General features: G+C 63.9%; 23 protein-coding genes. 8 read left to right on the forward strand and 15 right to left on the reverse strand.

The genetic code is table 11. The features are described from left to right. Window positions 1-126 precede the first annotated feature (126 nt). Entirely contained in the window at window positions 127-477 is a 351-nt protein-coding gene (gene yajC / locus AC6H34_RS24075; protein WP_448147477.1) for a preprotein translocase subunit YajC, read from the reverse strand. A 432-nt stretch (window positions 478-909) separates the two neighbouring features. Between yajC and AC6H34_RS24080 the strand changes: the two genes are divergently transcribed. Further along, window positions 910-1,776, forward strand: coding sequence for an ATP-binding protein (locus AC6H34_RS24080; RefSeq protein WP_497540472.1), 867 nt, complete (start codon window positions 910-912; stop codon window positions 1,774-1,776). A 68-nt stretch (window positions 1,777-1,844) separates the two neighbouring features. On the opposite strand, the gene AC6H34_RS24085 is transcribed toward AC6H34_RS24080, so the two are convergent. The 14 genes from AC6H34_RS24085 to AC6H34_RS24150 form a co-directional block, all read right to left on the reverse strand. Further along, entirely contained in the window at window positions 1,845-2,801 is a 957-nt protein-coding gene (locus AC6H34_RS24085) for an aldo/keto reductase (protein ID WP_497540473.1), read from the reverse strand. A gap of 213 nt (window positions 2,802-3,014) precedes the next feature. Continuing rightward, window positions 3,015-4,832, reverse strand: a complete 1,818-nt coding sequence (locus AC6H34_RS24090) for a peptidoglycan DD-metalloendopeptidase family protein (RefSeq protein ID WP_497540474.1) — start codon at window positions 4,830-4,832, stop codon at window positions 3,015-3,017. 399 nt (window positions 4,833-5,231) lie between these two features. Next, window positions 5,232-5,906, reverse strand: coding sequence for a protein-L-isoaspartate(D-aspartate) O-methyltransferase (locus tag AC6H34_RS24095; RefSeq protein WP_448147481.1), 675 nt, complete (start codon window positions 5,904-5,906; stop codon window positions 5,232-5,234). Continuing rightward, the gene (gene surE / locus AC6H34_RS24100) at window positions 5,903-6,673 is read right to left on the reverse strand and encodes a 5'/3'-nucleotidase SurE (RefSeq protein ID WP_497540475.1); all 771 of its coding nucleotides are present in this window, start codon (window positions 6,671-6,673) and stop codon (window positions 5,903-5,905) included. Before surE ends, AC6H34_RS24095 begins: the two co-directional genes overlap by 4 nt. A 155-nt stretch (window positions 6,674-6,828) precedes the next feature. Beyond that, complete coding sequence (serS, locus tag AC6H34_RS24105) at window positions 6,829-8,112, reverse strand: serine--tRNA ligase (RefSeq protein WP_497540476.1); 1,284 nt, start codon at window positions 8,110-8,112, stop codon at window positions 6,829-6,831. Between the two features lie 36 nt (window positions 8,113-8,148). Beyond that, entirely contained in the window at window positions 8,149-8,943 is a 795-nt protein-coding gene (gene tatC, locus AC6H34_RS24110) for a twin-arginine translocase subunit TatC (protein WP_497540477.1), read from the reverse strand. Window positions 8,944-8,954: 11 nt separating this feature from the next. After that, window positions 8,955-9,437, reverse strand: a complete 483-nt coding sequence (gene tatB / locus AC6H34_RS24115) for a Sec-independent protein translocase protein TatB (RefSeq protein WP_497540478.1) — start codon at window positions 9,435-9,437, stop codon at window positions 8,955-8,957. Between the two features lie 80 nt (window positions 9,438-9,517). Beyond that, a complete protein-coding gene (locus AC6H34_RS24120; protein ID WP_448147486.1) occupies window positions 9,518-9,745 on the reverse strand; it encodes a twin-arginine translocase TatA/TatE family subunit in 228 nt (75 codons plus the stop codon). Between the two features lie 123 nt (window positions 9,746-9,868). After that, the gene (gene scpB, locus AC6H34_RS24125; RefSeq protein ID WP_448147487.1) at window positions 9,869-10,561 is read right to left on the reverse strand and encodes an SMC-Scp complex subunit ScpB; all 693 of its coding nucleotides are present in this window, start codon (window positions 10,559-10,561) and stop codon (window positions 9,869-9,871) included. 13 nt (window positions 10,562-10,574) lie between these two features. Beyond that, window positions 10,575-11,369: a segregation and condensation protein A gene (locus tag AC6H34_RS24130; protein ID WP_448147488.1), complete on the reverse strand. Its 795-nt coding sequence runs from the start codon at window positions 11,367-11,369 to the stop codon at window positions 10,575-10,577. After that, a complete protein-coding gene (nagZ, locus tag AC6H34_RS24135; protein WP_497540479.1) occupies window positions 11,370-12,392 on the reverse strand; it encodes a beta-N-acetylhexosaminidase in 1,023 nt (340 codons plus the stop codon). Between the two features lie 72 nt (window positions 12,393-12,464). Beyond that, on the reverse strand, window positions 12,465-13,946 hold the full coding sequence (locus tag AC6H34_RS24140; protein ID WP_497540480.1) for an SPOR domain-containing protein: 1,482 nt from the start codon (window positions 13,944-13,946) through the stop codon (window positions 12,465-12,467). Window positions 13,947-14,173: 227 nt separating this feature from the next. Next, entirely contained in the window at window positions 14,174-15,310 is a 1,137-nt protein-coding gene (locus tag AC6H34_RS24145) for a DALR anticodon-binding domain-containing protein (protein ID WP_497540481.1), read from the reverse strand. After that, window positions 15,310-16,530, reverse strand: coding sequence for a deoxyguanosinetriphosphate triphosphohydrolase (locus AC6H34_RS24150; RefSeq protein WP_448147492.1), 1,221 nt, complete (start codon window positions 16,528-16,530; stop codon window positions 15,310-15,312). Before AC6H34_RS24150 ends, AC6H34_RS24145 begins: the two co-directional genes overlap by 1 nt. Before the next feature lie 165 nt (window positions 16,531-16,695). Between AC6H34_RS24150 and AC6H34_RS24155 the strand changes: the two genes are divergently transcribed. From AC6H34_RS24155 to AC6H34_RS24185, 7 genes are all read left to right on the forward strand, one after another. Then, window positions 16,696-17,829 carry a TIGR03364 family FAD-dependent oxidoreductase gene (locus AC6H34_RS24155; RefSeq protein WP_497540482.1) on the forward strand — a complete coding sequence of 378 codons (1,134 nt, stop codon included), beginning with the start codon at window positions 16,696-16,698 and terminating at the stop codon, window positions 17,827-17,829. Between the two features lie 16 nt (window positions 17,830-17,845). Next, complete coding sequence (gene phnX / locus AC6H34_RS24160; protein ID WP_497540483.1) at window positions 17,846-18,649, forward strand: phosphonoacetaldehyde hydrolase; 804 nt, start codon at window positions 17,846-17,848, stop codon at window positions 18,647-18,649. After that, window positions 18,646-19,992, forward strand: a complete 1,347-nt coding sequence (pbfA, locus tag AC6H34_RS24165) for a (R)-1-hydroxy-2-aminoethylphosphonate ammonia-lyase (RefSeq protein WP_497540484.1) — start codon at window positions 18,646-18,648, stop codon at window positions 19,990-19,992. The genes phnX and pbfA overlap by 4 nt, the downstream gene beginning before the upstream one ends. A gap of 98 nt (window positions 19,993-20,090) precedes the next feature. Further along, on the forward strand, window positions 20,091-21,107 hold the full coding sequence (locus tag AC6H34_RS24170; protein ID WP_497540485.1) for a 2-aminoethylphosphonate ABC transporter substrate-binding protein: 1,017 nt from the start codon (window positions 20,091-20,093) through the stop codon (window positions 21,105-21,107). A 9-nt stretch (window positions 21,108-21,116) separates the two neighbouring features. Continuing rightward, complete coding sequence (locus AC6H34_RS24175; RefSeq protein ID WP_497540486.1) at window positions 21,117-22,253, forward strand: ABC transporter ATP-binding protein; 1,137 nt, start codon at window positions 21,117-21,119, stop codon at window positions 22,251-22,253. Further along, the gene (locus tag AC6H34_RS24180) at window positions 22,246-23,103 is read left to right on the forward strand and encodes a 2-aminoethylphosphonate ABC transporter permease subunit (protein ID WP_497540487.1); all 858 of its coding nucleotides are present in this window, start codon (window positions 22,246-22,248) and stop codon (window positions 23,101-23,103) included. Before AC6H34_RS24175 ends, AC6H34_RS24180 begins: the two co-directional genes overlap by 8 nt. A gap of 2 nt (window positions 23,104-23,105) precedes the next feature. Then, window positions 23,106-23,906: an ABC transporter permease subunit gene (locus AC6H34_RS24185; protein ID WP_497540488.1), complete on the forward strand. Its 801-nt coding sequence runs from the start codon at window positions 23,106-23,108 to the stop codon at window positions 23,904-23,906. Window positions 23,907-23,952: the final 46 nt, after the last annotated feature.

Raw genomic sequence — 23,952 nt, forward strand, 5'->3', positions numbered from 1 at the left:
ACAGTCCGAGCCTTAACAGGCCTTACCCAGGACACCGGCAGAGATGTTTGCCGGCCCGCCCTCGGTCTGTTGGTATCGTGTCGTAGAATCCAGACGAAAAGATGAGGCGCTTGCCTCCGCCCTGCCTCAGGCGTTTTCCGCCTTCTTGACGGGCTCGGTTTTGGAACGGACGCTGGCCACCATATCGCGAACCACCTTCACGCGCACGCCGTCGGCAATCTCGGCCTCGATGTCGGCTTCGCCCTCGACTGCCTTGGTGACCTTGCCTACCAGGCCACCGGTCAGCACGACGGTATCCCCGCGGCGAATGGCCTTGAGCGCCGCCGCCTGCTCCTTTGCACGCCGCTGCTGCGGGCGGATCAGCAGGAAGTAGAAGATCACGAACATCGCGATCGGCAGCAGCAGGGTACTGCCGAGGGTGGAAAAGAGATCGCCGCCGCCCTGGGCTGCCTGGGCAAAGGCCGGAGTCGTGAACATCTGGGTCGCCTCTCAAGGGAAGCGGCCGGGCAAGCCGGCCGCAAATTCGCGCCGGACTATAGTGATCCAGCGTTCGAAAGCAAACGAAACGCGCTAATTTGCGGGGCGAAATGGCGTTTCAGCCACGATGCGGACGGACCCCCGCGAATAGCGAAAGAAGTCAGTATTCCAGGCTCACGCACGACCGTTTCTCCCGCTTCCGGCTCGAATGGGGCGTGCCGGGCGAGGGTCCTTGTCATGGACTACCTGACAGGCGGCCGGTGAAATGACAAAAATTTCATGCGCAACGGCCTGTCCGGGGCGTCCCATCGCGCTGCGGGCATCGAATCGCGGTCGCCACACAGGCTATGGTTTGGCAGACGATCTGCGCCTTTTCAGGGCGTCTCCCGCGCGCTACAGGAATTGCCCCGCCTTTTTCTTCATCTGGTTGCCATGTCCGAAATTTCCGCTGCCGAATTGCCCGCCCTCCTCTCTCGTATCGCCGATGCGCTCGAGCGTCTCGCCCCGCCCGCCGCCGTTCGTGCGGATTTCGATGCCGCCGAGGCGTTCGTCTGGCAGGCGAGCGAGAAATATCTGCAGCCGGTACCCAAGGTGAACCGGGTCGCCATGCCCCTACTCAAGGGCATCGACCTCGTGCGGGATCTGCTCGTCGACAATACCGAGCGCTTCGCCCGCGGCCTGCCGGCCAACAATGCCTTGCTGTGGGGCGCCCGCGGCATGGGCAAGTCGTCGCTGGTCAAGGCCGCCCATGCGGACATCAACGCCAAGGTAGGCGGCACGCTCAAACTGATCGAGATCCATCGCGAGGATATCGAGAGCCTGCCGGAGTTGATGAACCTCACGCGCCGTTCACCCCATCGTTTCATCGTATTCTGCGACGACCTGTCCTTCGACAGCGACGATACCTCCTACAAGTCCCTCAAGGCCGCTCTGGAAGGCGGCGTGGAGGGGCGCCCGGAGAACCTGATCTTCTATGCCACGTCGAACCGCCGCCACCTGATGCCGCGCGACATGATCGACAATGAGCGCTCGACGGCGATCAATCCCGGGGAGGCCGTGGAGGAGAAGGTATCGCTCTCCGATCGCTTCGGCCTCTGGCTTGGCTTCCACCGCTGCAGCCAGGATGATTATCTCGACATGGTCTATGGCTACGCCGATCATTTCGGCCTGTCTCTCGATCGCGATACGATGCGGGCCGAGGCCCTCGAATGGGCGACCACGCGCGGCGCCCGCTCGGGCCGTACGGCCTGGCAGTACGTCCAGGATCTCGCCGGGCGTCTCGGCAAGACCCTCGGATGACGGCTCCGGCCTCCTGTCGGGGCCGGGCTTGTCTCCGGGCATGACGGGATCCGCGCTCCGCCTGTCGATCAGGCCTTGCCCTGCCCGGTGAGGCGGTCGATTTCCTTCAGGTCGTCGGGCGTCAACGTCCAGTTCACGGCCGACACATTGGCCTCGACCTGCTCGGGGCTGGTGGCACCGGCAATGATGCTCGAAATGCCGGGGTTCGCTGCGAGCCAGCTGAAGGCGAGTTCGAGCAGGCTCTTGCCGCGTGCCTCGCAGAAGGCCTGCAATTCCGTCACCACGGCCCAATTGCGGTCGTTGATGAATCGATCACCATAGTGGGTGCCGCGGACATTGAGCCGTGCGCCATCGGGCAGAGGCCGGTCCCTGTAATATTTACCGGTGAGCAGGCCGCCTGCCAGGGGAAAATAGGGCAGCAGGCCGACCCCGTGAGCCGCTGCCATGGGCAGCAATTCGCGCTCGGGGTCGCGCACCAGCAAGCTGTACTCGTCCTGGATGGAAATGAACCGTTCGAGGCCAAGCTGGCGCGAGATCCATTGCGCTTCCACCACCTGCCAGGCCGGCAGGTTCGAGCAGCCGACATAGCGCACCTTGCCTTGGCGGATGAGGTCGTCGAAGACGCGAAGGGTCTCCTCGATCGGCGTCAAGGGATCGGGCCTGTGAAGCTGGTAGAGGTCGATCCAATCGGTACCCAACCGCTTGAGGCTCGCCTCCACGGCGGTGATGACATATTGGCGCGAGCCTCCATGCAGCCGGCTTTCGGGAGAAAGCGGGAGGCCGACCTTGGTTGCGAGGACGATATCCCTCCTGCGTGTGCCCAGGGCTCGACCAAGGAATTCCTCCGACCTGCCGAGATCCCCGCCATAGGCATCGGCCGTATCAAAAAAAGTGATGCCGGCATCGAGGGCTTTCCCGACGACGAGACGCGTATCATCCTGGTCGTTGCGCCGTCCGAAATTATTGCAGCCGAGCCCGACCACGGACACGCGCAAGCCCGATGTGCCAATCGTGCGCAATTCCATTCGCTGAAATCTCCTGAAACATGTCTCGGGCAGGCTCGATGCGAGGAGGGTCGACGACCATTTGCCCCCGGGGCAATAAGATCGCCCCCTCCCATCGGGCACCGGCCAAAATGATCCAGAACTATTCTGCCGACAAATAGAAAGTGGCCCAACATCGCTGTCGGGCCACTCAAGCTGCTTCGGGGTCTCGCGGAGAAGCAGATTCTGTGAAAATCAGGTGCCGGAGAGGTACTTGGTCGGATCGACCGGCGCAGCGCCCTTGCGGACTTCAAAGAGGACCTGTGGCGAGGTCACGTTGCCCGTCTGCCCTGCCGTCGCGATGGTCTGGCCACGCTTGACGGTGTCGCCCTTCTTCACGTCGAGTTCCTTGGCATGACCGTAGGCTGTCACATAGCCATTGGCATGACGTATGAGGATCAGGTTGCCGTAACCCTTGAGCTCGCTGCCCGCATACGCGACCACGCCATCCTCGGCTGCCTTGACCTCGGTACCCTCTGGCACCGAAATGTTGATGCCGTCGCTGTTCTGGCCGAAGCTCTGGATGATGCGTCCCTTCACCGGCCACCGGAACTCCGGATTGCCGGACTGACTGGCGTCCCTCGCGGGTTCCGCAGGCGCAGCGGCGGGAGAATTGGCCTGGACCGGTGTTATCGTGCCGGTGGAAGTCGGCGCAGGCTGATCCTCCGGCAGCTTCATGGACGGCGCCTGGGCAACCTGTTGCGTCTTCACAGCGCTAACCTTGGGCTTGGCCGCAGCGAGCTTTTCGGCCTTCAACTTGGCAGCCTTCGCAGGATCGGCCGGCTTGGCCGCGGCGACCTGCACGGGCTTGGTCTTGACCTCGGTGGTCGGCGCCTTCGCAACCTGCGTTGGCTTCGCCGCGACGGGTTTGGCGGCACCCGTCTGCACGGGCTTCACCGTCGTGGTCTTCACCGGCTGGGTCGCGGCCACCGCTTTCACCGGCGTCCTGACCGGCTGAGACTTTGCCGTCTGCACCGGCTTTGGGGCTGCAACGGGTTTCGGAGCCACGGCGATCGGACGCACTGTGGTGATGCGGGTGGCGACCGGCACGTCGCGCGGCGGACGATTGTCGGCGATCTCCGCGGTGACCGGGTCGGTCGCCGCAGCCGTCGGAGCCGCGGCAGGCCGGGCTGTTCCTCGCACGACGAGCTTCTGGCCGATCTTCACCGTTGCCCACTCATCCAGGCCGTTTTCCTTGGCGAGGCGCGGACGGGTGGTGCCATAGGCCTGTGCTATCGAGGTAAGAGTCTCGCCGGGCTTGACGACATGGACATTGCTCTGGGAGGCAACCGTTGTCGCTGCCGGTTTGGCGAAGGCGGGTCTGGTTGCAACCGGGCGAATTTTCACTTCGCCCACACTTCCGCGTGCCTCGGCCGCCGTATCACCGGGATAGGGCTGGTCCGTGCTGACGAAGTGGGTGTCTCCGGCTTCGGGCGCCCGCTGCGTGGCGTTGTACACGGGGATGACGACCTGCTGGCCCGGCGTGAGATTGCGGCTGGTCAGGCCGTTCACCTTCATGATCGCATCCGATGGAACGCCGTAGCGATTGGAGAGCGTGTTGACGTTTTCTCCGTCAGCGACTGTAACCGGCGTGCCGCCTGTCGCAGTCCAACCGCCGGCCTTGAAGCCGCCGATCTGCGGTGACGGTGTCGAAATTGCACCCGTCACGATGGGCTGCTCGCTGCGGGCGCTGCCATACCGTGCGGGCGGGGCGCTCCGCTGGGCAACAGAACCCACAGGAGGCAGCGGCTGCGATGCGATCGGCCGCGATGCCGGCACCGTGTTCACGGTATAGTCGGAGTCATAGCCGGACGATTGCTGGTATGCGGGCTGGCGTTGCGGCTGCGCATAGGCAACCTGGCTGCCCGCCGTCCCATCCGTGAAGGGGTTGGAGAACGGGTTCGATGAGAACCGCGAGTTGTCGCTGCAGCTTGCTGCGAGGCCGGCCACCAGGGCGATAACCGCAACGCGCGACAAGTGGCGCGAACGGATCAATTCGATCGGGAAACGCATAGGACGCTCACACCCACGCTTGAAAAAGGACAGGGTGATTAAGCCTCTATTGGGGTAAACAACGCCTTAAAGGGCGGACGTAATTAAGCCAAAGTTTTACCATTCGAGCCCCGCGAGGCCCTGCCCCATGCCGTGACAGGTGCCCTTCAGAAATCCGCTAACATTTTGGAAAGAAAAGGATTTGGGGGACTGTCCCAAGGGGTGAGCCCTTGGGCTTGGACCATACAGCTTGCCGATGAGGGGAGGCTCCAGTCCCAGCCGCGTCGCGACGACCAGCCAAGATTTCGCCATCGATTCCCTAGAGTGACCCGCACAATAGCTGCGCTTGGGGGGCGACTCGCCGCCCCATTAAGGGAATCGATAATGCGGATTGCTGGCTCGGAGAGCTCTTTGTGCCGTTCACAACCTGTCGGCAACGCCCGGCAACATGGCCGCTGCGCGAATCTCCATCATCGGCAGGTAATGGAAACCTTCGGCGTCGCGCGTGATCAAGGTCAACTGCTGCTCGCCACCCTCCGGGCCGATCGGCACGATCATGCGGCCGCCGAGCGCGAGCTGGTCAAGCAGCTCCTCCGAAACCGCGGTCACCGAGGCGGTCGTCACGATGCGATCGAAGGGCGCCTGCTGGCGCCAGCCGAGGCTTCCGTCCGCCACCATCATGGTGACGTTGAGAATCGTCACCGCCCGCAGCCTTTCCTCGGCCTCGGTAACCAGGGTGCGCCAGCGGTCGAGCGTCAGCACCCGCTTGGCGAGGCGGCCAAGGACCGCGGTGAGATATCCTGAGCCCGTACCGATCTCGAGCACTCGATGCAGCGGCTCGACATCCAGACGCTCGGCGATGGTCGCCGCCAGGACGGGCGGGGTTATCGTCTGCCCGCACTGGATGGGCAGTGCGAGGTCGCGCCAGGCGAACTCGGCAAATTCCGGCAGGACGAAGACCGGTCGCGGCAGCGTCGATACCGCATTCAGCACCTTCTGGTCCGTCAAACCATGCGAACGCAGCCGGAGAATGAAAGCCATCATCTCCTGGGCATGTTCGTCGTTGGGATCCAGAAAAGACTGATAGTCGCTCATGATACCGCTTCGAAAACATCCGAAAGGCGTTGCAGGGCGGCGACATCCGTCAAATTCAGATGCAGCGGTGTCACCGAAATGCGTTTCTGGAACATGGCCCACAGATCGGTCCCCTCGATCTGCGGCGGCTTCTCACGGCGTGGCGCCAGCCAATAATAGGGACCTCCACGGAAATCCTGTCGCTCGACGACGTCCACGAGCGCCGAGTTCCGCTGCCCCTGAGTCGTCACGGAAATGCCGGTCACTTCCTCCGGTTCGCAATCAGGAAAATTGACGTTGAACAGCATGCCCTTGCTGAAGCCATGAGCCAGCAATCTGCGGACGATGACGGGCCCATGGTGTTCGGCACACCGCCAGCGCAACCCATCCGGGCCGCCGATGCCATAGGCCTGGCTTAGGGCGATCGATGGAATGCCGAGCACCGTGCCTTCCATCGCGGCTGCGATCGTCCCGGAATAGGTGACGTCGTCGGCTATGTTTTGCCCGCGATTGACGCCCGAGAGGATCAGGTCCGGCGCCTTGCCCTTGAGTACGTGCTGTACGCCCATGAGCACGCAGTCCGTCGGCGTGCCGCTGACCGCAAAGCGATCCTCCTGGATACGGCGCAGGCGCAGCGGCGTCGACAGGGACAGCGAATGCGAGACGCCCGACTGGTCCGTCTCCGGCGCGATGACGATGACGTCGTCCGACAGGGCGCGGGCGATCTTCTCCAGGGTTATGAGACCTGGAGCATGGATGCCATCGTCGTTCGTAATTAGAATTCGCATCCGCCAGCCTCGTCCCCTTCCATTGAGTCGAGGCCAAGTGTGCCACAAGGAAAGTGGCGCCGACGAGGCCTTTCCCGATCTTGCGGTGAATTATCGCAAATGGCCAAGGCATCGAACTGCGATACCTTGCGCCCGGCGGAAAAGGGAGCGCCGCTTCACTCCTTCTCGATGCGCCGCTGGCCGCCCATATAGGGCACCAGCACTTCCGGAACGGTAATGGAGCCGTCTTCGTTCTGGTAGTTCTCCAAGACCGCCACGAGGGCACGGCCCACGGCCACGCCGGATCCATTGAGCGTGTGCACGAAGCGGGGCGCGCCGCCTGTCTTCGGGCGCGTGCGGGCGTTCATGCGCCTCGCCTGGAAATCCCCGCAGATGGAGCAGGACGAGATCTCCCGGTATTGTCCCTGCCCCGGCAGCCAGACCTCGATGTCATAGGTCTTCTGGGCGCCGAATCCCATGTCGCCGGCGCAAAGCGTCATGACGCGGTAGTGAAGATCCAGTCCCTTCAGGACCGCCTCGGCGCAGGCGAGCATCCGCTCATGCTCGTCCCGGCTCTGCTCGGGTGTCGTGATGGAAACCAGTTCGACCTTCTGGAACTGGTGCTGGCGGATCATTCCGCGTGTGTCACGCCCGGCAGACCCGGCCTCGGCGCGGAAGCAATGCGTGAGCGCCGTCAGGCGCAGCGGCAGTTCTTCCTCGGGCGTTATGGCTTCGCGCACCAGATTGGTCAGGGATATCTCGGCCGTGGCGATCAGCCAGAGGCCCCCGGGTTGAACGTTGAACTGGTCCTCGGCGAATTTCGGCAGCTGATTGGTGCCGAACAGGACCTCGTCGCGGACCAGCAGTGGCGGATTGACCTCGGTGTACCCATGCTCACCGGTGTGGGTGTTGATGAAATACTGGCCCAATGCGCGTTCGAGCCGGGCCAGCCCCTTCTTCAGCACGACGAAGCGTGCGCCGGAGAGCTTGGCGGCGGTCTCGAAATCCATCTGGTCGAGATCTTCGCCGAGCTCGAAGTGCTCCTTCGGTGCGAAAGTATAGGCGCGAGCCACACCGTGGCGATGGCGCTCGACATTGCCATGCTCGTCCAGACCGGGCGGCACATCGTCCAGCGGCTGGTTGGGGATGGAGGAAAGCTGGTCGAACAATGCCTTGTCGGCGGTGCGCAGCGCCTCCTCGTCCGCAGGCATGGAGGCCTTGAGCGCATTCACTTCCGCCTTGAGGGCCTCAGCGCGCGCGGTGTCCTTCTGCTGCATCGCCTGGCCGATTTCCTTGGACGCGGCATTGCGGCGCTCCTGCGAGGCCTGCAGCCTGCCGACCAGGGCGCGACGGTTGTCGTCCAGCTCCAGTATGGTGGCAGAGAGCGGCTCAAGCCCACGGCGAGCGCGCCCCTCATCGAAGAGACCCGGGTTATCGCGGATCCACTTCACGTCATACATGAATGCAACTCCAGAACAGACAGCAGGACAGCCCGGCTATTCCGAAGATTCCGCATCGCTCTCCGCGCGCTTCTTCTCGACCCACCGGACCGCATAGATCGAGAGTTCGTAAAGGAGCACGCCGGGCACGGCAAGCGCGATCATGCTCCACGGGTCGGGCGGAGCAAGAACCGCCGCGACCGCGAAGACGATGACGATGGCATAGCGCCGCTTGCTCTTCAGGAACTGTGAATCGATCACGCCCATGCGGCCGAGCAGCGTCAGCACGACCGGAAGCTGGAAGACGATGCCGAAGGCAAAGATGAGGTTCATCACCAGGGACAGGTAGCCATCCACCGTGGCGAGAAGCTCGATCGTGGCGATGCCGCTGCCCCCGAGCTGCTGCATGCCGAGCGCGAAATGCATCACCGCCGGCATCGCGACGAAAAAGACCAGGATGCCGCCGAGGAAGAAGAAGAAAGGGGTCGCGAACAGGTAGGGCAGGAACGCGTTCCGTTCATGGCGATAGAGACCCGGCGCCACGAAGCGGTAGATCTGCATGGCAAAGAACGGAAAGCCAACGAAAGCGGCCGCGAAGAAGGCAACCCGGATCTGCGTAAACAGGAAGCCAAGGGGTTCCGTATAGATCAGCTTTACCTGCCCCGTAGGGAAGGTGGAAGCCGCCCATTCGTAAGGCCAAAGCAGGAAGTTGTAGATGTAGCGGGAGACGGCGAAGGCCAGCACGAACAAGACAATAAAGGCAATGCCCGACTTCATGAGCCGGGTGCGCAGCTCGATCAGGTGATCAAGAAGCGGCGCCTTGGAGGCGTCGATATCGTCTTCGGTCGTCATCGGGTGTGCATCTACGGCTTGAACACGGCGAGCGGGGCGAAGGCCGATGGAATGTCCACACCTACAAGGCCGGCAACCAGCGACGCTGGCTTGGCTGCCGCGATCGAATGTTCGGGAACGGAGACTGTGTCGGAAACGGAGGTAATGCTTTGGGCAGGTGCGGCAAGCGCCGAACTGCTTACCGGCGTGTCGAGAAGGGCGTCATCCTTGAAGATCGAGGAAGACAAGGCGTTTCTGGCGAGTCCGGTGGGGCTGGACACGCTTGTGAGAGCGGCCGCGGACTGGCGCAACGTGTCGAACTCCTTCTTCACGTCTTCCAGATTGGCTTCCTTCAGCGCCTGGTTGAACTGCCCCTGGAACTCACCGGCCATGCGGCGCAGCTTGTTCACGCCGCGTCCGAGCGAACGCATCGTGGCAGGCAGTTCCTTGGGGCCAATGACGATCACCGCGACGGTGCCGACAATCAGGATATGGCTCCAGCTGATATCAAACATGCAGCGTCCGGTCCGGCGAAAGAAGACGCTCCGTGCCGGGGCACGGAGCCGACAGAGATCCTGCCCTCAGGATGCGCTGCTTAGCCCGCCTTGCTCTGCTCGGTGGGGCTCACCGTCACGCCGGGCTGGGAATCGATGGTCTTCACGGTCTGCGAAGGTGCGGCCTCGTCGTCGGACATGCCCTTCTTGAAGGATTTGATGCCCTTGGCCACGTCGCCCATGATGTCCGAGATCTTGCCGCGACCGCCGAACAAAATCAGGACAATGGCAGCCAGAATAAGCCAGTGGATCAAGCTCATGCTACCCATTACAACCTCCTACGCGGCAAAGCCGGTTGAAACAATATTACAACGGCGCCGCTCGCGACCCGGTGACTCCCCAGAATCTAGGCGTCCTTCGTCATAAACACAAGGCGTAACGCCGTATCTTGCTCAACCTTCATGTTCCGGCTCAGGTTCCGGAAAAGCGAAGGAAAGGTCGGCCGGATCGAGCGGTTCCTCGTCCGGCGCGAGGGTCGAATCGTCGTTGGGGGTGGGGACGCTGAAGCCGGGCGGCAAGCGCCCGTCGAGAAGCCCGGCCCCTTTCAGTTCATCGAGGCCGGGCAGGTCTCCGACGCCATCGAGGCCGAAATGGTCGAGAAACGCCGGCGTGGTGCCATAGGTGACCGGCCGTCCGGGCGAGCGGCGGCGGCCGCGCAGGCGCACCCAGCCCGTTTCCAGCAGCACGTCCAGCGTGCCCTTGGAAATGGAAACGCTGCGGACGTCCTCGATCTCGGCCCGGGTGACAGGCTGGTGATAGGCGATGATCGCCAGCGTCTCCATGGCTGCACGCGACAATTTGCGCGTCTCGTAGGCATCTCGCGAAAGCAGCCAGGCGAGATCATCCGCAGTGCGGAAAGCCCAGCGCCCGCCCAGGCGGATCAGATTGACGCCGCGCGTGGCATAGTCCGACTGCAGCGCCTCGATAGCCGCGGGGACGTCCGCACCGGCCGGCAGGCGAGCGGCGAGCGATGCTTCGTCGAGCGGCTCGTGAGCGGCAAACAACAGCGCCTCTATCAGCCGCATGTTGTGACGCAAATCGTCCCCGACCTCGCTTTGCTGAACAAGTGTCGCGATCTCGGCCAAAGTCGTGTCCTCCTCAGCCCGCGTCGGCGGGTTCACCGCGGGGTCGCAGATAGATCGGCGCGAATGGAGTGGCCTGCCGCAGGTCGAGCTTGCCTTCCTTCACGAGTTCGAGGCTTGCCGAGAAGCTCGAAGCCCGCACGGTGGCCCGCGTCGAAGGTTCCGCCAGATAGTCCGCCAGAAAGTCGTCGAGGCTCAGCCAGGTCATGTTTGAGCCGACGAGCCGTTCGAGCAGTTCACGGGCCTCGGCCAGCGTCCAGACATTGCGGTGGGGCAGACGTACCTGTCCGACCATGGCGCGCTGGCGTTGCTGTGCATAAGCCGAGAGGAGATCGTGGAGGGTGGCCTCGAAGCGCCCATGATTCTGGGAGCGGACCCCTTCCGGCATGCCGCGCGCGAACACGTCGCGACCGAGAAGCGCCCGCTCCTGGAGCGTCGCCGCCGCAGCGCGCATGGCGTCGAGGCGCTGAAGACGAAAGGCCAGGGCCGCCGCCAGTTCAGCGGCCGGCGGTTCCTCGCCCTTCGGCGCCTCCGGCAGCAGCAGGCGCGACTTGAGATAGGCGAGCCAGGCGGCCATGACGAGGTAGTCGGCCGCAAGTTCCAGGCGAAGCTTGCGCGCCTCCTCCACGAAGGCGAGATACTGCTCGGCAAGGGCCAGGATCGATATCCGCGCGAGGTCGACCTTCTGGCGACGTGCGAGTTCGAGCAGGAGATCAAGCGGACCTTCGAAGCCGTCGACATCGACGACCAAGGTCGGATCGCTCAGAGCCCTGTCCTCCTGCTGCACCACATCATCGAAGGGATCACGCATTCAGGCCATCGTCTCCGTGGCGAGGGCTGCTGCCAGCCGCTCGCGTGCTTGCGCGACGTCGATCGGCTCCGGCAGATGGCGAATGCGCGCAAGGGCGGCATCAGCCCGCCGACGTGCCTTGCCGGCGAGCCGCGGCGCGGCTCCGGCGACGTCGATCATCTCGTCCATAACGCCGTTGCAATGCAGGCCTATGTCGCAGCCCGCCACAAAGGCCCTGGATGCCCGCTCGCCCAGGCTCCCCGCCAGCGCCTGCATGGAAAGATCGTCACTCATCAGGAGACCATCATAGCCGATCGCGCCCCGGATCACATTTCTGATGACCTTTTTGGACGTCGTAGCTGGGGATGACGGGTCCAGGGCGGTGTAAACGACGTGTGCAGTCATGGCGGCGGGCATGTCCGCAAGCATCCGGAACGGCAGGAAGTCGAGTGATTCGAGTGCGTGGCGGGGTGATTCGACCAACGGCAGCGAGAGATGGCTGTCCACGCCGGCCTTGCCGTGGCCGGGAATGTGCTTCATCACCGGCATCACGCCGCCAGCGAGCAGGCCTTCGGCAGCCGCTCGCCCGAGCGTTCCGACCGTGGCGGCGTCCTGGCCGTAGGCGCGGTCGCCGATGACGTCGTGGGCACCGGGCACCGGTATGTCGAGCACGGGCAGGCAATCGACGTTGATGCCCACATCGAGAAGATCGTAAGCGATGAGCCGGGCGGCAAGGCGCGTGATCTCTCGCCGCGTGGTGGGGTCGTTGGCATGGATCTGCCCGTAGCGTCGCGCCGCAGGATACTTCGGCCAGTTCGGTGCCGTCAGGCGCTGCACCCGCCCGCCTTCCTGGTCGACCAGCACCGGAGCATCGCGGCCCACTGCCTCCCGCAACTGCGAGGTGAGCGCCTTGACCTGCGCTGGCGCATCGACGTTGCGGCGGAAGAGAATGAACCCCCACGGATCGACATCGCGGTAGAAGGCCTTTTCATCCGGTGTGAGGGACAGGCCTGAGCAACCCAGGATCAGCGCGGATTGGGACATCGAACTCTCTTCAGGTGAATGGCTGCCAAACGCAAAAGGCCCGGCCGAAGCCGGGCCCTCATGCCGTCGATCTTAATTTCGGGCGATCACGCAATCGCCACCCGCGGCCTTCAGCTTGGCACAGAAAGCCGCCGCCTCGGTGCTGGAACCCCAGGAGCCGACGCGGACACGGTAATAAGTGCCCCGCTCCGGCAGATCGACCTTGCGGATCGAAGCCTTCATGCCGCCAAGCACAGAGGGGTACTTGCGCTGGAGGGATTGGAACGCCGCCTGGGCTTCGGCCGGCGACTTCTGCGAGGATACCTGCACGACATAGGCGCCGTTCGAAGCGGGCGCCGGAGCCGTCGGCTCGGCAGACGCAACCTGCGTGGTGGTTGGAATGTTGCGCGGCCTTACGGGCGGGATGGCCGGTGGTTCAGCCTCAGCCTGCGGAGCCGGCTCGACCACCGTTGTCGCACTGTCATCGTCGCTGGTCGCATTGGACACCGGCGGTGCCGACGCCGTCGGATCCGCGGGAACGGTCGTCACCGAGGTCACGGTGCTCGGCTGAGGAGGTTGCGGCGGAAGATCGGCGCTGGGCGTCTGCTGGCTCGGCACGACGGGTTGCGTGGTCGCGGTCGAGGTCACGGGAGCTTGCGCCGCTCCGGCCGGCGGCGTGTCGGGTGCGGCATTGGCGACATCGGCGGGCGGTGCAGGCCGCGGCGCGGTGATAGGCGCTTCGCCGGTCACGACAGAATTGTCGGGCATGACCTTGATGGTCCGTACCTGGCGCGGGCCGCCAGGCGCCTCGCCCGGTGACAGGTCGGCGACGCCGCCGGCTGCAGCCGTCTGGTCAGCAGGCGGCGGCGTGTCGGTCGGCGGCAGGGTAATGTTGCTGGTGGCCACCGGACGCGTGGCGTCTGGTGCACCGTTTGCGACGGCAGGTCCCCCGCCCTCGGGGCGTACGGGAACGATTGCCACCGGCTGCTCTTCATGCCGCACGAGGCGTTCATTTGCCGGTGCCGCCTGGTTGGAGCGGTCGAAGATCTCACGCGTCGGCTGGTCGTTCGCCACTGTGGTCTCGGCCGGCTTGATCTTCACGGGATCCGTACTGGCCTTGATCACCGGCGGTGCACTGCCGATTCCGGGCAGGTCGCTGCCGATGAAGCCGCCCTTCTTCCAGGCATAGGCAAGGCCGCCGCCGATGCTGGCGACAAGGACAAGCGCCGCAATGCTTACGGCGCCGCCACGGGACCGGCGCTGAGGCAGACGCGCTTCGGCCTGAGGCGCCAGATATTCGCCCTCGGCAGGCGCATAGCGATCTTCCTCACCCTCGGCATAGCCCTCGACGTAAGGATTGCCGTAGCGATCGACCCAGATCTCGCGCTTTTCGTCATAGGTCCACTCGGGACCCTCCTCATACTGCTCGTCCTCATAGGAGTAGGCAGCCTGCCCTGTCGCAGCGGTGTCGTGATAATCGTCGTAATAATCATCCCGAGATGATGGAGCCTGCTTCACCGCAGCTTCATAGGTGTCGCGGGCTCCATGCCCACCTCGATCATAGCGATCTGTCATGCTCGCCTCCCGCGACCGCGCAGCGCCGGACGCACCATAGGCGTTTGTGTCGGCTCTTTCAGCATAAACATCGCGATTGCCGGCCATTCCTGCAAGATCGGCGAGCCATTCATCGCGGTTTTCTCGACTGCTGGACACCCGGCGGTTCTCGGTTTCAATCATGACTCGTTCCTGAACAGGCTGGCCGATCGCTGAGGCGATCAGCGGTCAGGACGACCGTTCTCGTTTCAGCGGATTTCCTCCGGCGCGCTCACGCCGAGCAGAGAGAGTCCAGACTTAAGCACCGTCCCGACTCCACGCACCAACGCCAAGCGGGCGCCTGTTAACAATCGATCATCATCCCTAATGAAGCGTAAATGAGACGCCGTCAGAGCCCGATAATATTGCGCGTGCAATATGTTCGCGAGATCCAGAAGGTATCGGGCGAGCCATTGAGGTTCTCCCGAACGGGCTGCCCGATCGATCTGCCGTGGATATAGGGCGAGGCTGCGCAGAATCAACCGCGCGTCGCGTGCCTCGAAGGCCTGACCGTCCCAGGCCTTCTCGTTCCATTCGGCAGGCAAGGCGAGCGCACCCTTCCGTTGGAGACCCCGGCAGCGTGCATGGGCGTATTGCAGGTTGAACAGCGGATTGTCGTGGCTCATATCCGAGAGCAGTGGACCATCGAGCGTAACCGGCGACACATTGCGATGCATGAGCATGCCGATGCGCGTGGCATCCGCACCGATCGCCGCGTCCAGGTCCGGCAGCGACATGTTGGTTTCGATCTCCTGCCCCCTCCTCAGCAAGAGCCGGATGGGCTGGCCAAGCCGGATCGTCACGGTCCCCTCGCCGTTGATGCGCCAGGATCGCTGCGTGCGAAATCCGACGAAATCCAGGATGTTCGCCAGGGCAGCGCCCACCACAGTACAGCGGGCATAGTCCGCCGGCAGCGGCTGCTCCGAATCTACTGGCAGGAAGCCGGGATGGATGTGTTTTCCTTCACCCCGCAGGCTGCGGCCGTAGTCGCCGCCCTCGGCCAACAGACCCGCCAGCATTCCCGCCCATGCCGAGGATGAGAGCGTGAGGTTGAGATATCCTGCTCCGGCGATTTCGACCCTTTGGAGATCGGGATTGCCGAGCAGCCTGGCCGCGATTTTTTCCGCAAGTCGAGGCGGCTCCAGGCCGGGCCCACCTGCCAAGCTCAGTGCCACCGCCGAGGTGAAATCGCCGCGTCCATCCCTGCGGGGCAGCTCGACCGTGATCGCCTCGGGCATGTCGGTGATGCCCTCGTCGGCCATGAGTGCGACGACGGCATTGTGCAAATGGGCTTCCAGCCTCGCCGGGATGTCCCATGCGGGCGGCGTGAACGCCCTTGCTTGCATCAGCGCAGTTCCGGCGCGGAACCGAACAGGCGCCGATGCTCGTTGAGCGCGAAGGTATCGGTCATGCCCGCAATGTAGTCGGCGACCCGGCGTGCGCGCCGGTCTTCCCCGGCATGGTCCAGGCCTTCGCACCATTCGGCAGGCATGAGCGTGATTTCTGCGAAGAGGCGCTGGAACAGGCGCTTGACGACTTCGGCCGCATGCGCGCGCACGCGCATGACACGTTCGTGCCGGTACATGTTGGGATAGAGAAATCCCTTGATACCCTTGTCGGCGACGGCGATGCGCTCGGAGAACGCCACGAGTGCCTTGCCCGCATTTCGCACATCGGCACTCGATCGATAACGGCCGGACGTGAAGGCGGCCGTTCCTTCGGCGATGACGTCCTCCACGAGGCGCGTGATGACACGCCGCATCAGTTCATGGGTCGTGCGGCTCCGGTCAAGGCCCGGGTGGCGCGCCGCGATGTCGCCAAGCAACTCGCCCGCGAGCGGCACCTGCTCCAGATCCTTCAGTTCGAACAGGCCGGCGCGCAACCCGTCATCGATGTCGTGGGCGTTGTAGGCAATATCGTCGGCAATCGCGGCGGCTTGGGCTTCGGCGCTGGCGAACGTGGTCAACTCCAGGTCCTGCAGCAACTGGTATTCGAGGATCGCCACCGGAATGCCGTGTGAGCGGTAGCGTTCCGTCGGCTCGCCCGTTGCGGTCAGGAGCGGGCCGTTGTGCTTCACCAGTCCCTCCAGGGTTTCCCAAGCCAGGTTGAGGCCATCGAAGTCCGCATAGCGCCGCTCCAGGCGCGTGACGATGCGGAGCGACTGCGCGTTATGGTCGAAGCCGCCATAGGGATGCATGACCTCGTCGAGGGCATCCTCCCCCGTGTGGCCGAACGGCGTGTGGCCAAGGTCGTGCGCCAGCGCCAGCGCCTCCGCAAGATCCTCGTCCAGCGCGAGCGATCGGGCGATCGATCGGGCGATCTGCGCAACCTCGATGGTGTGGGTGAGGCGCGTGCGATAATGGTCGCCCTCGTGAGCAACGAAGACCTGGGTCTTGTGCTTGAGACGGCGGAAAGCCGTGGAATGGATGATGCGGTCGCGGTCGCGCTGGAAATCGGTGCGCGTGGGGGACTGGGGTTCGGCGAACAGGCGCCCGCGCGATTGCGGCGCCACGGCCCAGGGGCCTCTTGGCCTCACCACGCAATCGGGTATCTCCAGCCCCGTCATCCGCTCTCGCCCTCATGCCAGACGCTTTCAAGCAATCGCGATGGCCTTAACCCGTGATGGCTCCGCATGAAAGAACGAAGTTCGCGTACCTCTCCGCAAGGAAGTGTCACATTCCGTTCAAACCGGGGTAGTATCTGCATTCTCCCTTCCTGATGATCCATCGCCATGCCGACATCTTCCCGCGCTTTCGACCTCGCCGTAGTAGGCGCTGGCATCTGCGGCCTCGCCCATGCTCTCGCCGCGGCCAGCCGGGGCAAGCGGGTGGTGGTCGTTGATCGGGATGCACAGGCCAACGGCGCCTCCATCCGCAATTTCGGTTTCATCACAGTCACCGGGCAGCAGGAAGGAGAGTGCTGGCGGCGGGCCATGCGTTCGCGCGACATCTGGCGCGATGTCGCGGGCAAGGCCGATATCCCTGTCCTGCAGAAAGGCCTGCTGACCATTGCCCGGCGCCCCCTGGCGCGTGCGGTGCTGGAGGAATTCCTGGCCACCGAGATGGGACGGGAGTGCCGCCTTGTCGAGCCGGGCAACCTGGCCGCCTATGGCGAGGGGCTGAGGAGCGAGACCTTTGCGGCAGCGCTCTACAGCCCCCACGAGATCCGCGTGGAATCCCGCGAGGCGATACCGAAGCTCGCGGCTTATTTGGCCGAACAACTCGGGGTCGTCTTCCTGCGGGAAACTGTGGTGCACTCGGCGACGCCGCCCCGGCTGGAAACCAGCCGCGGGACGATCGAGGCCGAGACGGCCGTCGTCTGTCCCGGCGACGATTTTCACACGCTCCATCCGGAACGCATAGCCGCTTACGGCCTGACGCGTTGCAAGCTGCATATGATGCGGGTGAAGCCAGCTCGCTTCGACGCAAGGCTACCTGCCCTGATGTCCGATCTGGGGCTGGTGCGCTATCTGGGTTACGCCGAGCGTCCCACCGCCGCAGCCTTGAAGAGGCAATTGGAATCCGAGCAGGGCGCGCATCTCAGCAACGGTGTCCATCTCATCGTGGTCCGCAGCGCCGATGGGTCGCTCGTGGTCGGGGACTCCCATCACTACGCTCCCACGCCGGATCCCTTCGCGCCCGAGAGTGTCGATGCCCTGATCCTCGACGAATATGTCCGGATCCTCGCTGGGCCGGAGCCCGAAGTGGTGGAGCGCTGGACCGGCACCTACGCCTCGGCCTCCGACCGCCTCATGCTGGTCGACCGGCCCTCAGATGCCCTGCGCATCGTTCTCATCACCAGCGGTACGGGCGCGAGCACCTCCTTTGCAATCGCGGAGGAGGTGATCGGCGAGCTCTATGGCTGATATCGGAGGTCATGACATGAAGCACCTGAAGGCGGTCATCTTCGACTGGGCCGGGACTGTGGTGGATTTTGGTTCCCTCGCGCCGATGGGAGCCTTCGTGGAGACGTTCGCGGAATTCGGGGTGGAGATCTCCATCGACGAGGCTAGAGGCCCCATGGGCATGGCGAAGCGCCCCCACATCACAGCGCTCATGGCGCTTCCCCGTATCGCCGAGGCCTGGGCCGCGAGGCATGGCCACCGGCCGACCGAGGCCGACATCGATGCGGTCTACGCCGTTTTCGTCCCCAAAAACACAGCCGTGGCGGCAAGCCATGCGACACTAATTCCCGGTGCCGCGGATATGGCCAAGGCCATCAGGGCCGAGGGCCTCAAGATCGGCTCGACCACAGGCTACACCCGCGAGATCATGGCGGAAATCCTTCCCGAGGCGACCCGGCAAGGCTTTGCCCCCGACAGCCTCGTCTGTACCGGCGATACACCGGACGGACGCCCGACACCCTTCATGCTCTATAGGACCTTTCTCGAACTCGGCATCTGGCCGGCCTGGCACGCGGTGAAGGTCGACGATACCGAGGTCGGCATTGCCGAGGGTCTCAATGCCGGCAGCTGGACCGTTGGGGTGGCCGTCAGCGGCAATGTCTTCGGGTTGTCGGAGGTGGACGCGAAGGCGCTGTCGCCCGAGGAGTTCGCCCGCAGGCGGCAGGTTGCGTCCGAGCGTCTCGGCGCGGCGGGCGCCCACTACGTCATCGACAGCGTTGCAGATCTCCTGCCGGTGCTGTTTGAGATTGATGGGCGGCTCGAACGCGGTGAACGCCCGTGAGAGGCGGCGATCCGGCGCCGAGCGAAGGCGATGTCAATCGATCGCCTCTGCGGTCCGCCTGGCGTGCCGGCCTGAGCGCCGAGACGCTCGCGCTGCTAGACGAGGATGAGCGCTACTTTCTGCATCAATCCCTCTCCACCCCCTGCCTCGACGTGATCGAGCGGGCGGAGGGCGCCACGCTGATCGACGTCGAAGGGCGCCGCATCCTCGATTTCCACGGCAACAGCGTTCACCAACTCGGCCACGGCCATCCGCGCGTCGTCGCTGCCGTCAAGGCCGAGCTTGACCGACTGCCCTTCAGCCCGCGCCGCTACACCAATCGCCCCGCCATAGAATTGGCCAGGCGCCTGGCTGACCTGACGCCCGGCGACTTGGGCAAGGTCCTGTTCGCCCCAAGCGGCGCGGCAGCCATCGGCACGGCGTTGAAGCTGGCACGATATGCAACCGGTCGCCACAAGACGCTGTCCATGTGGGACGCCTTCCACGGCGCCAATCTCGATACGATCTCGATCGGCGGCGAAGCGCTCTTCCGTCATGGTCTCGGTCCGATGATGCCGGGCAGCGAGCACCTGCCTCCGTTACACCTTGCCGAGCGCTTCTTCGGAGGGGATCGCCCCTTCGAGCGCCTGGCCGACTACATCGACTACGTCCTCTCGATCCAGGGCGACGTCGCGGCGCTGATAGCCGAGCCCATGCGCTGGACGACGGTGGAACCGCCTCCCCCGGGCTTTTGGTCGCATGTGCGCGAGAGTTGCACCCGTACCGGCACCTTGTTGATCTTCGACGAGATCCCGAGCTGCCTCGCTCGCAGCGGCACCATGTTCGTATGCGAGCAGGCGGGCGCGACGCCCGATATCCTCGTGATCGGCAAGGGGCTCGGCGGCGGCGTCATGCCGATGGCGGCCATCATCGCCGACAAGCGCCTCGACATCGCGCCGCAGGCCGCGCTCGGCCATTATACGCACGAGAAGAGCCCCGTCGGCTGTGCGGCAGCGCTGGCGACACTCGATGTGATCTCGGACGAAGGCCTCGTCGACCGAGCGCGCGATCTAGGGAAACAGGGGCTGCGGCTCCTCGATGAATTGAAGGCGCGTCACCCGCTCATCCGCGACGTCCGGGGCTGCGGCTGTTATTTCGGCGTCGAGATAGGTGGGGAAAGCCAGGACGACGCCGACGCTGTGGCGGACCAACTGCTCTATGCCTGCCTGCGGCGAGGGCTCAGCTTCAAGCTGGGCGGCGGCAACATCGTCACGCTGTGCCCTCCCCTCACTATCGCTGAGTCCGAATTCCAAAGCGCTTTTGATATACTGAACAGTTCATTGACTGAAATATGCACGCTATAGTTGTATATTGACGCTATTGCACCTGGAAAAGTGTCACATCAACTTCATCCAACAGTCCTATCGCCAAGTCATTACTGCAAACTAGGATGGGTTCCAGGATGAAGACTGTGCTTTTCAGCGCGGCGCTTACGGCTGCCGCCTTGCTCGCGACCCCAGTATGGGCAGCTTCGGACGTTGTCACAATCTATTCGGCCGATGGTCTGCACGATGGCAAGAACAGCTGGTTCGAGGCGCAATTCGCTGCCTTCACCAAGGCCACCGGCGTCAAGGTGCAGTATATCGAGGCCGGCTCCGGCGGCGTTGTCGAACGTATCGCCAAGGAGAAATCCAACCCGCAGGCCGACGTCCTCGTCACCCTGCCTCCTTTCATCCAGCGAGCGGAAGGCGATGGCCTCCTGCAAAAATTCAAGCCGGATGCAGCAGCTGAAATTTCAGGCGGCAGAGATACTTACCAGCCATTGGTCAACAATTACCTGAATTTCATCTACAATGCCTCCGCTCTCAAGGAGGCGCCCAAGAGCTTCGCGGATCTGCTCGATCCCAAGTTCAAGGGCAAGATCCAGTACTCCACCCCGGGCCAGGCCGGCGACGGCACGGCAGTGATGCTGCAGGTCATCCACGCCTATGGCGACCGCGATGCCGGTTTCGACTTCCTGAAGAAGCTGCAGGACAACAATGTCGGCCCCTCCGCCTCGACGGGCAAGCTGACGGCCCTCGTCAACAAGTCCGAGCTCTATGTCGCCAATGGCGACCTGCAGATGAACATGTCCCAGATGGAGCAGAATCCCAACATCCGGGTTTTTTGGCCTGCCGGGCCGAACGGCGAACGTTCCACCATAGCCCTGCCCTATTACATCGGGCTGGTGACCGGTGCTCCCGACGAGGAAAACGGCAAGAAGCTCATCGAGTTCCTGCTGGCCAAGGAGGCCCAGTCGACCGTTTCCTCCGTTGCCATCGGCCTGCCGGTGCGCAAGGACGTGACGCCGACCGACGCCAACTTCGCTAAGCTTCATGAGGCTCTTCAGGGCGTGACGATCTGGACGCCCGATTGGAGCAGCGTGCTCAAGGATCTGTCTGCCGACGTCGCCCGCTGGCACAAGGCCACCGAGGGCTAAGAGATGTCGATGGCGGCTTATGCACCGGCGGGCACCCAGAGGACGGCGGCCGAGGCCTCCGGCCAGGTGGGTTCTTCCGTGTCCTTCGAAGGAGTGAGCGTCGCCTATCGTGGCGTCGTGGTGATGAAGCCGCTGACACTGAATGTCGAGGCGGGGGAAATCCTCGCCTTGATCGGGCCTTCCGGCTCGGGAAAGACGACGGCCCTACGCGCCGTTGCCGGCTTCGTCCGCCCAGCGACGGGACGCATCCGCATCGGTAATACCGACGTGACCGACATGCCGCCCTATGAGCGCGGTCTCGCCATGGTGGTGCAGAACTACGCCCTCTTCCCGCATATGCGGGTGGAGCAGAACGTCGCCTTCGGCCTCAATGCACAGGGCGCTCCCAGGAGCCTCATAGCTGATCGGGTGGAGGATGCACTGCGCACCGTGGGCATGTCGAACTACGCCAAGCGCTATCCCAGGGAATTATCGGGCGGCCAGCAGCAGCGCGTGGCGATCGCTCGGGCACTTGCGGTCCGGCCTCGCGTATTGCTGCTCGACGAGCCCCTATCAGCCCTCGACGCGCAGATTCGGCGCGCGATGGTGGAGGAACTGGCCAAGCTGCATCGCACGCTGCCGCATCTCACCGTGCTCTACGTGACGCATGACCAGAGCGAGGCGCTCACGCTGGCTGACAAGATCGCCATCATGAAGGACGGCGTGCTCAATGCCCATGGACCGACCGCGGAACTATACCGGCGTCCTCCCAACCGATTTGCCGCCGAATTCCTCGGCCGCGCCAACATCCTGCCCGCCACCATGGACGACAACGGCGCCACGAGCGGCTTTGCCAGGGTGCGCGTGGGTTCGGCCAGCGTTCTGGCGGCGGCGAGCATGCTGTCGGGGGCTGAAGCCTGCCTGCTGTGCATCCGGCCGCAGCACCTGGCGCTGCAACCCGAAGGCAGCGACGTCAATACGCTTACGGGGACGCTGAAGGACGTGCATTGGCAGGGCGAACTTACCCATCTCGTCCTCGACGTTGCCGATACGCAGGTGCGCGTCGTGGTGACGCGCCCGCCCGTTCTCCCGCCGGCGGGCAGCGCGATGCAGATCCATTTTTCCCCATCGGACGCCAGTCTCATTCCCGATGATGCCCATGCCTGACGCCGCCCTCGCCAGTAAGCGTCCGGCGTTGTCGGGTCTCGGCGGTCTATGGATCGTCCCTCCCGTGGTGGTGATCGCGATCCTGTTCTTCTATCCTCTCGCCCTCATCGCGCGGCAGGCCTTCCTCGATGAGAGCGGTGTCGTCGGAGCGCAGCAATTCGTGGATGTGCTGTCCTCTCGCTTCTTCCTGAATGCCTTGGTCAACACGGTCGAGATCGCCGTGTCCGCGACTTTGGGCTGCCTTCTCCTCGGCCTCGTGATCGCCCTCATCCTCGCCTTCGTCCCTTTTCCAGGCAGCGTGCTCCTGGCCCGACTGATCGACACCTTCATCGCCCTGCCGACCTTTCTGGTCACGCTCGCCTTCACCTTTCTCTACGGTTCGGCGGGCATGCTGAACGGCGTTCTCATGCATACCTTCGGCCTTGATGCGCCTCCCGTCGATTTTCTATATTCGGCCTGGGGGGTGATCCTGGCGGAAGTCACGGTTTACACGCCCTTCATCCTGCGCCCGTTGCTCGCCGCCTTCTCGCTGATCGACCGAGGACAGATCGAGATAGCGAGCATTCTGGGGGCCCGGCCCTCGCGCATCGTGCGGCAGGTCATCCTGCCCGCCGCCGTTCCGGCGCTCATCGCGGGCGGCAGTCTGTGCCTGCTCCTCACCGTGAACGAATTCGGCGTGGTCCTGTTCATCGGCGCCAAGGGCGTGATTACGCTGCCGCTGCTCATCTACGACAAGGCCATCCAGGAATCGGACTACCAGACGGCCTGCATCATCGCCGTGGTGAACGTGGCCCTGTCGCTGGTGCTCTTCGGTCTCTACCGCTTCGTTGCGCGAAGGTTTGGGGCGTAGAAATGCTTGTCTGGTCACGCACAGGCCGTATCGCAATCTGGACTTTCGGTGCCGTGCTTCTGGCCATCCTTTTCCTGGCGCCGCTCGCCGTGATCCTGATGGCGAGCTTCGCCGAGCAATGGAACGGAGTGCTTCCAAGCGGTGTGACGCTGGAGAATTACGGGGACGTCTTCACGGGCGCCAGCGGCGACTCGGTCTGGGCCAGCCTGGTAACCGCTCTGCTCGCAAGCCTGCTAGCGCTCGTCACGGGGACCTGGGCCGCCCTCGCCCTTCGAATCCAGGGCGAGCATCTGCAGAAGTTCCTGGGCCTGCTGTTCTTCATCCCTAGCGCCGTGCCCTCGGTGTCGGTCGGCCTGGGTCTGCTGGTAGCCTTCAGCCAGCGCCCCCTTCTGCTGAACGGCACGGTCGCCATCGTGATGATCGCTCATTTCGTACTGATCTCGGCCTTCACCTTCGGCAATGTCTCCGCTGGTCTCGCACGACTAGCGCCCGACTACGAGCAGGTTGCATCGAGCCTTGGTGCGCGCCCGTCCTACCGGCTGCGCCATGTCACTCTGCCGCTGGTCGCGCCTTACCTTATCGCTGCCTTCGGGCTCAGCTTCGCCCTCTCGATGGGCGAACTCGGCGCCACAGTGATGGTCTATCCCCCGGGATGGGTCACCTTGCCCGTCGCCATTTTCAGCCAGACTGACCGGGGAGCCATCTTCTCCGGCGCGGCGCTCACGATCGTGCTTGTGTTGGCGACACTGCTGCTGCTCGTGTGCCTGGAGCGCGTGCCGGTGAAGGCTACTGCCGGGCGCTGAGGGCTGCCATGCGCTCCGAGTGTGGTTTAAGCATTGAACGCAAGAC

Source organism: Labrys sp. ALF-8, assembly GCF_059699065.1.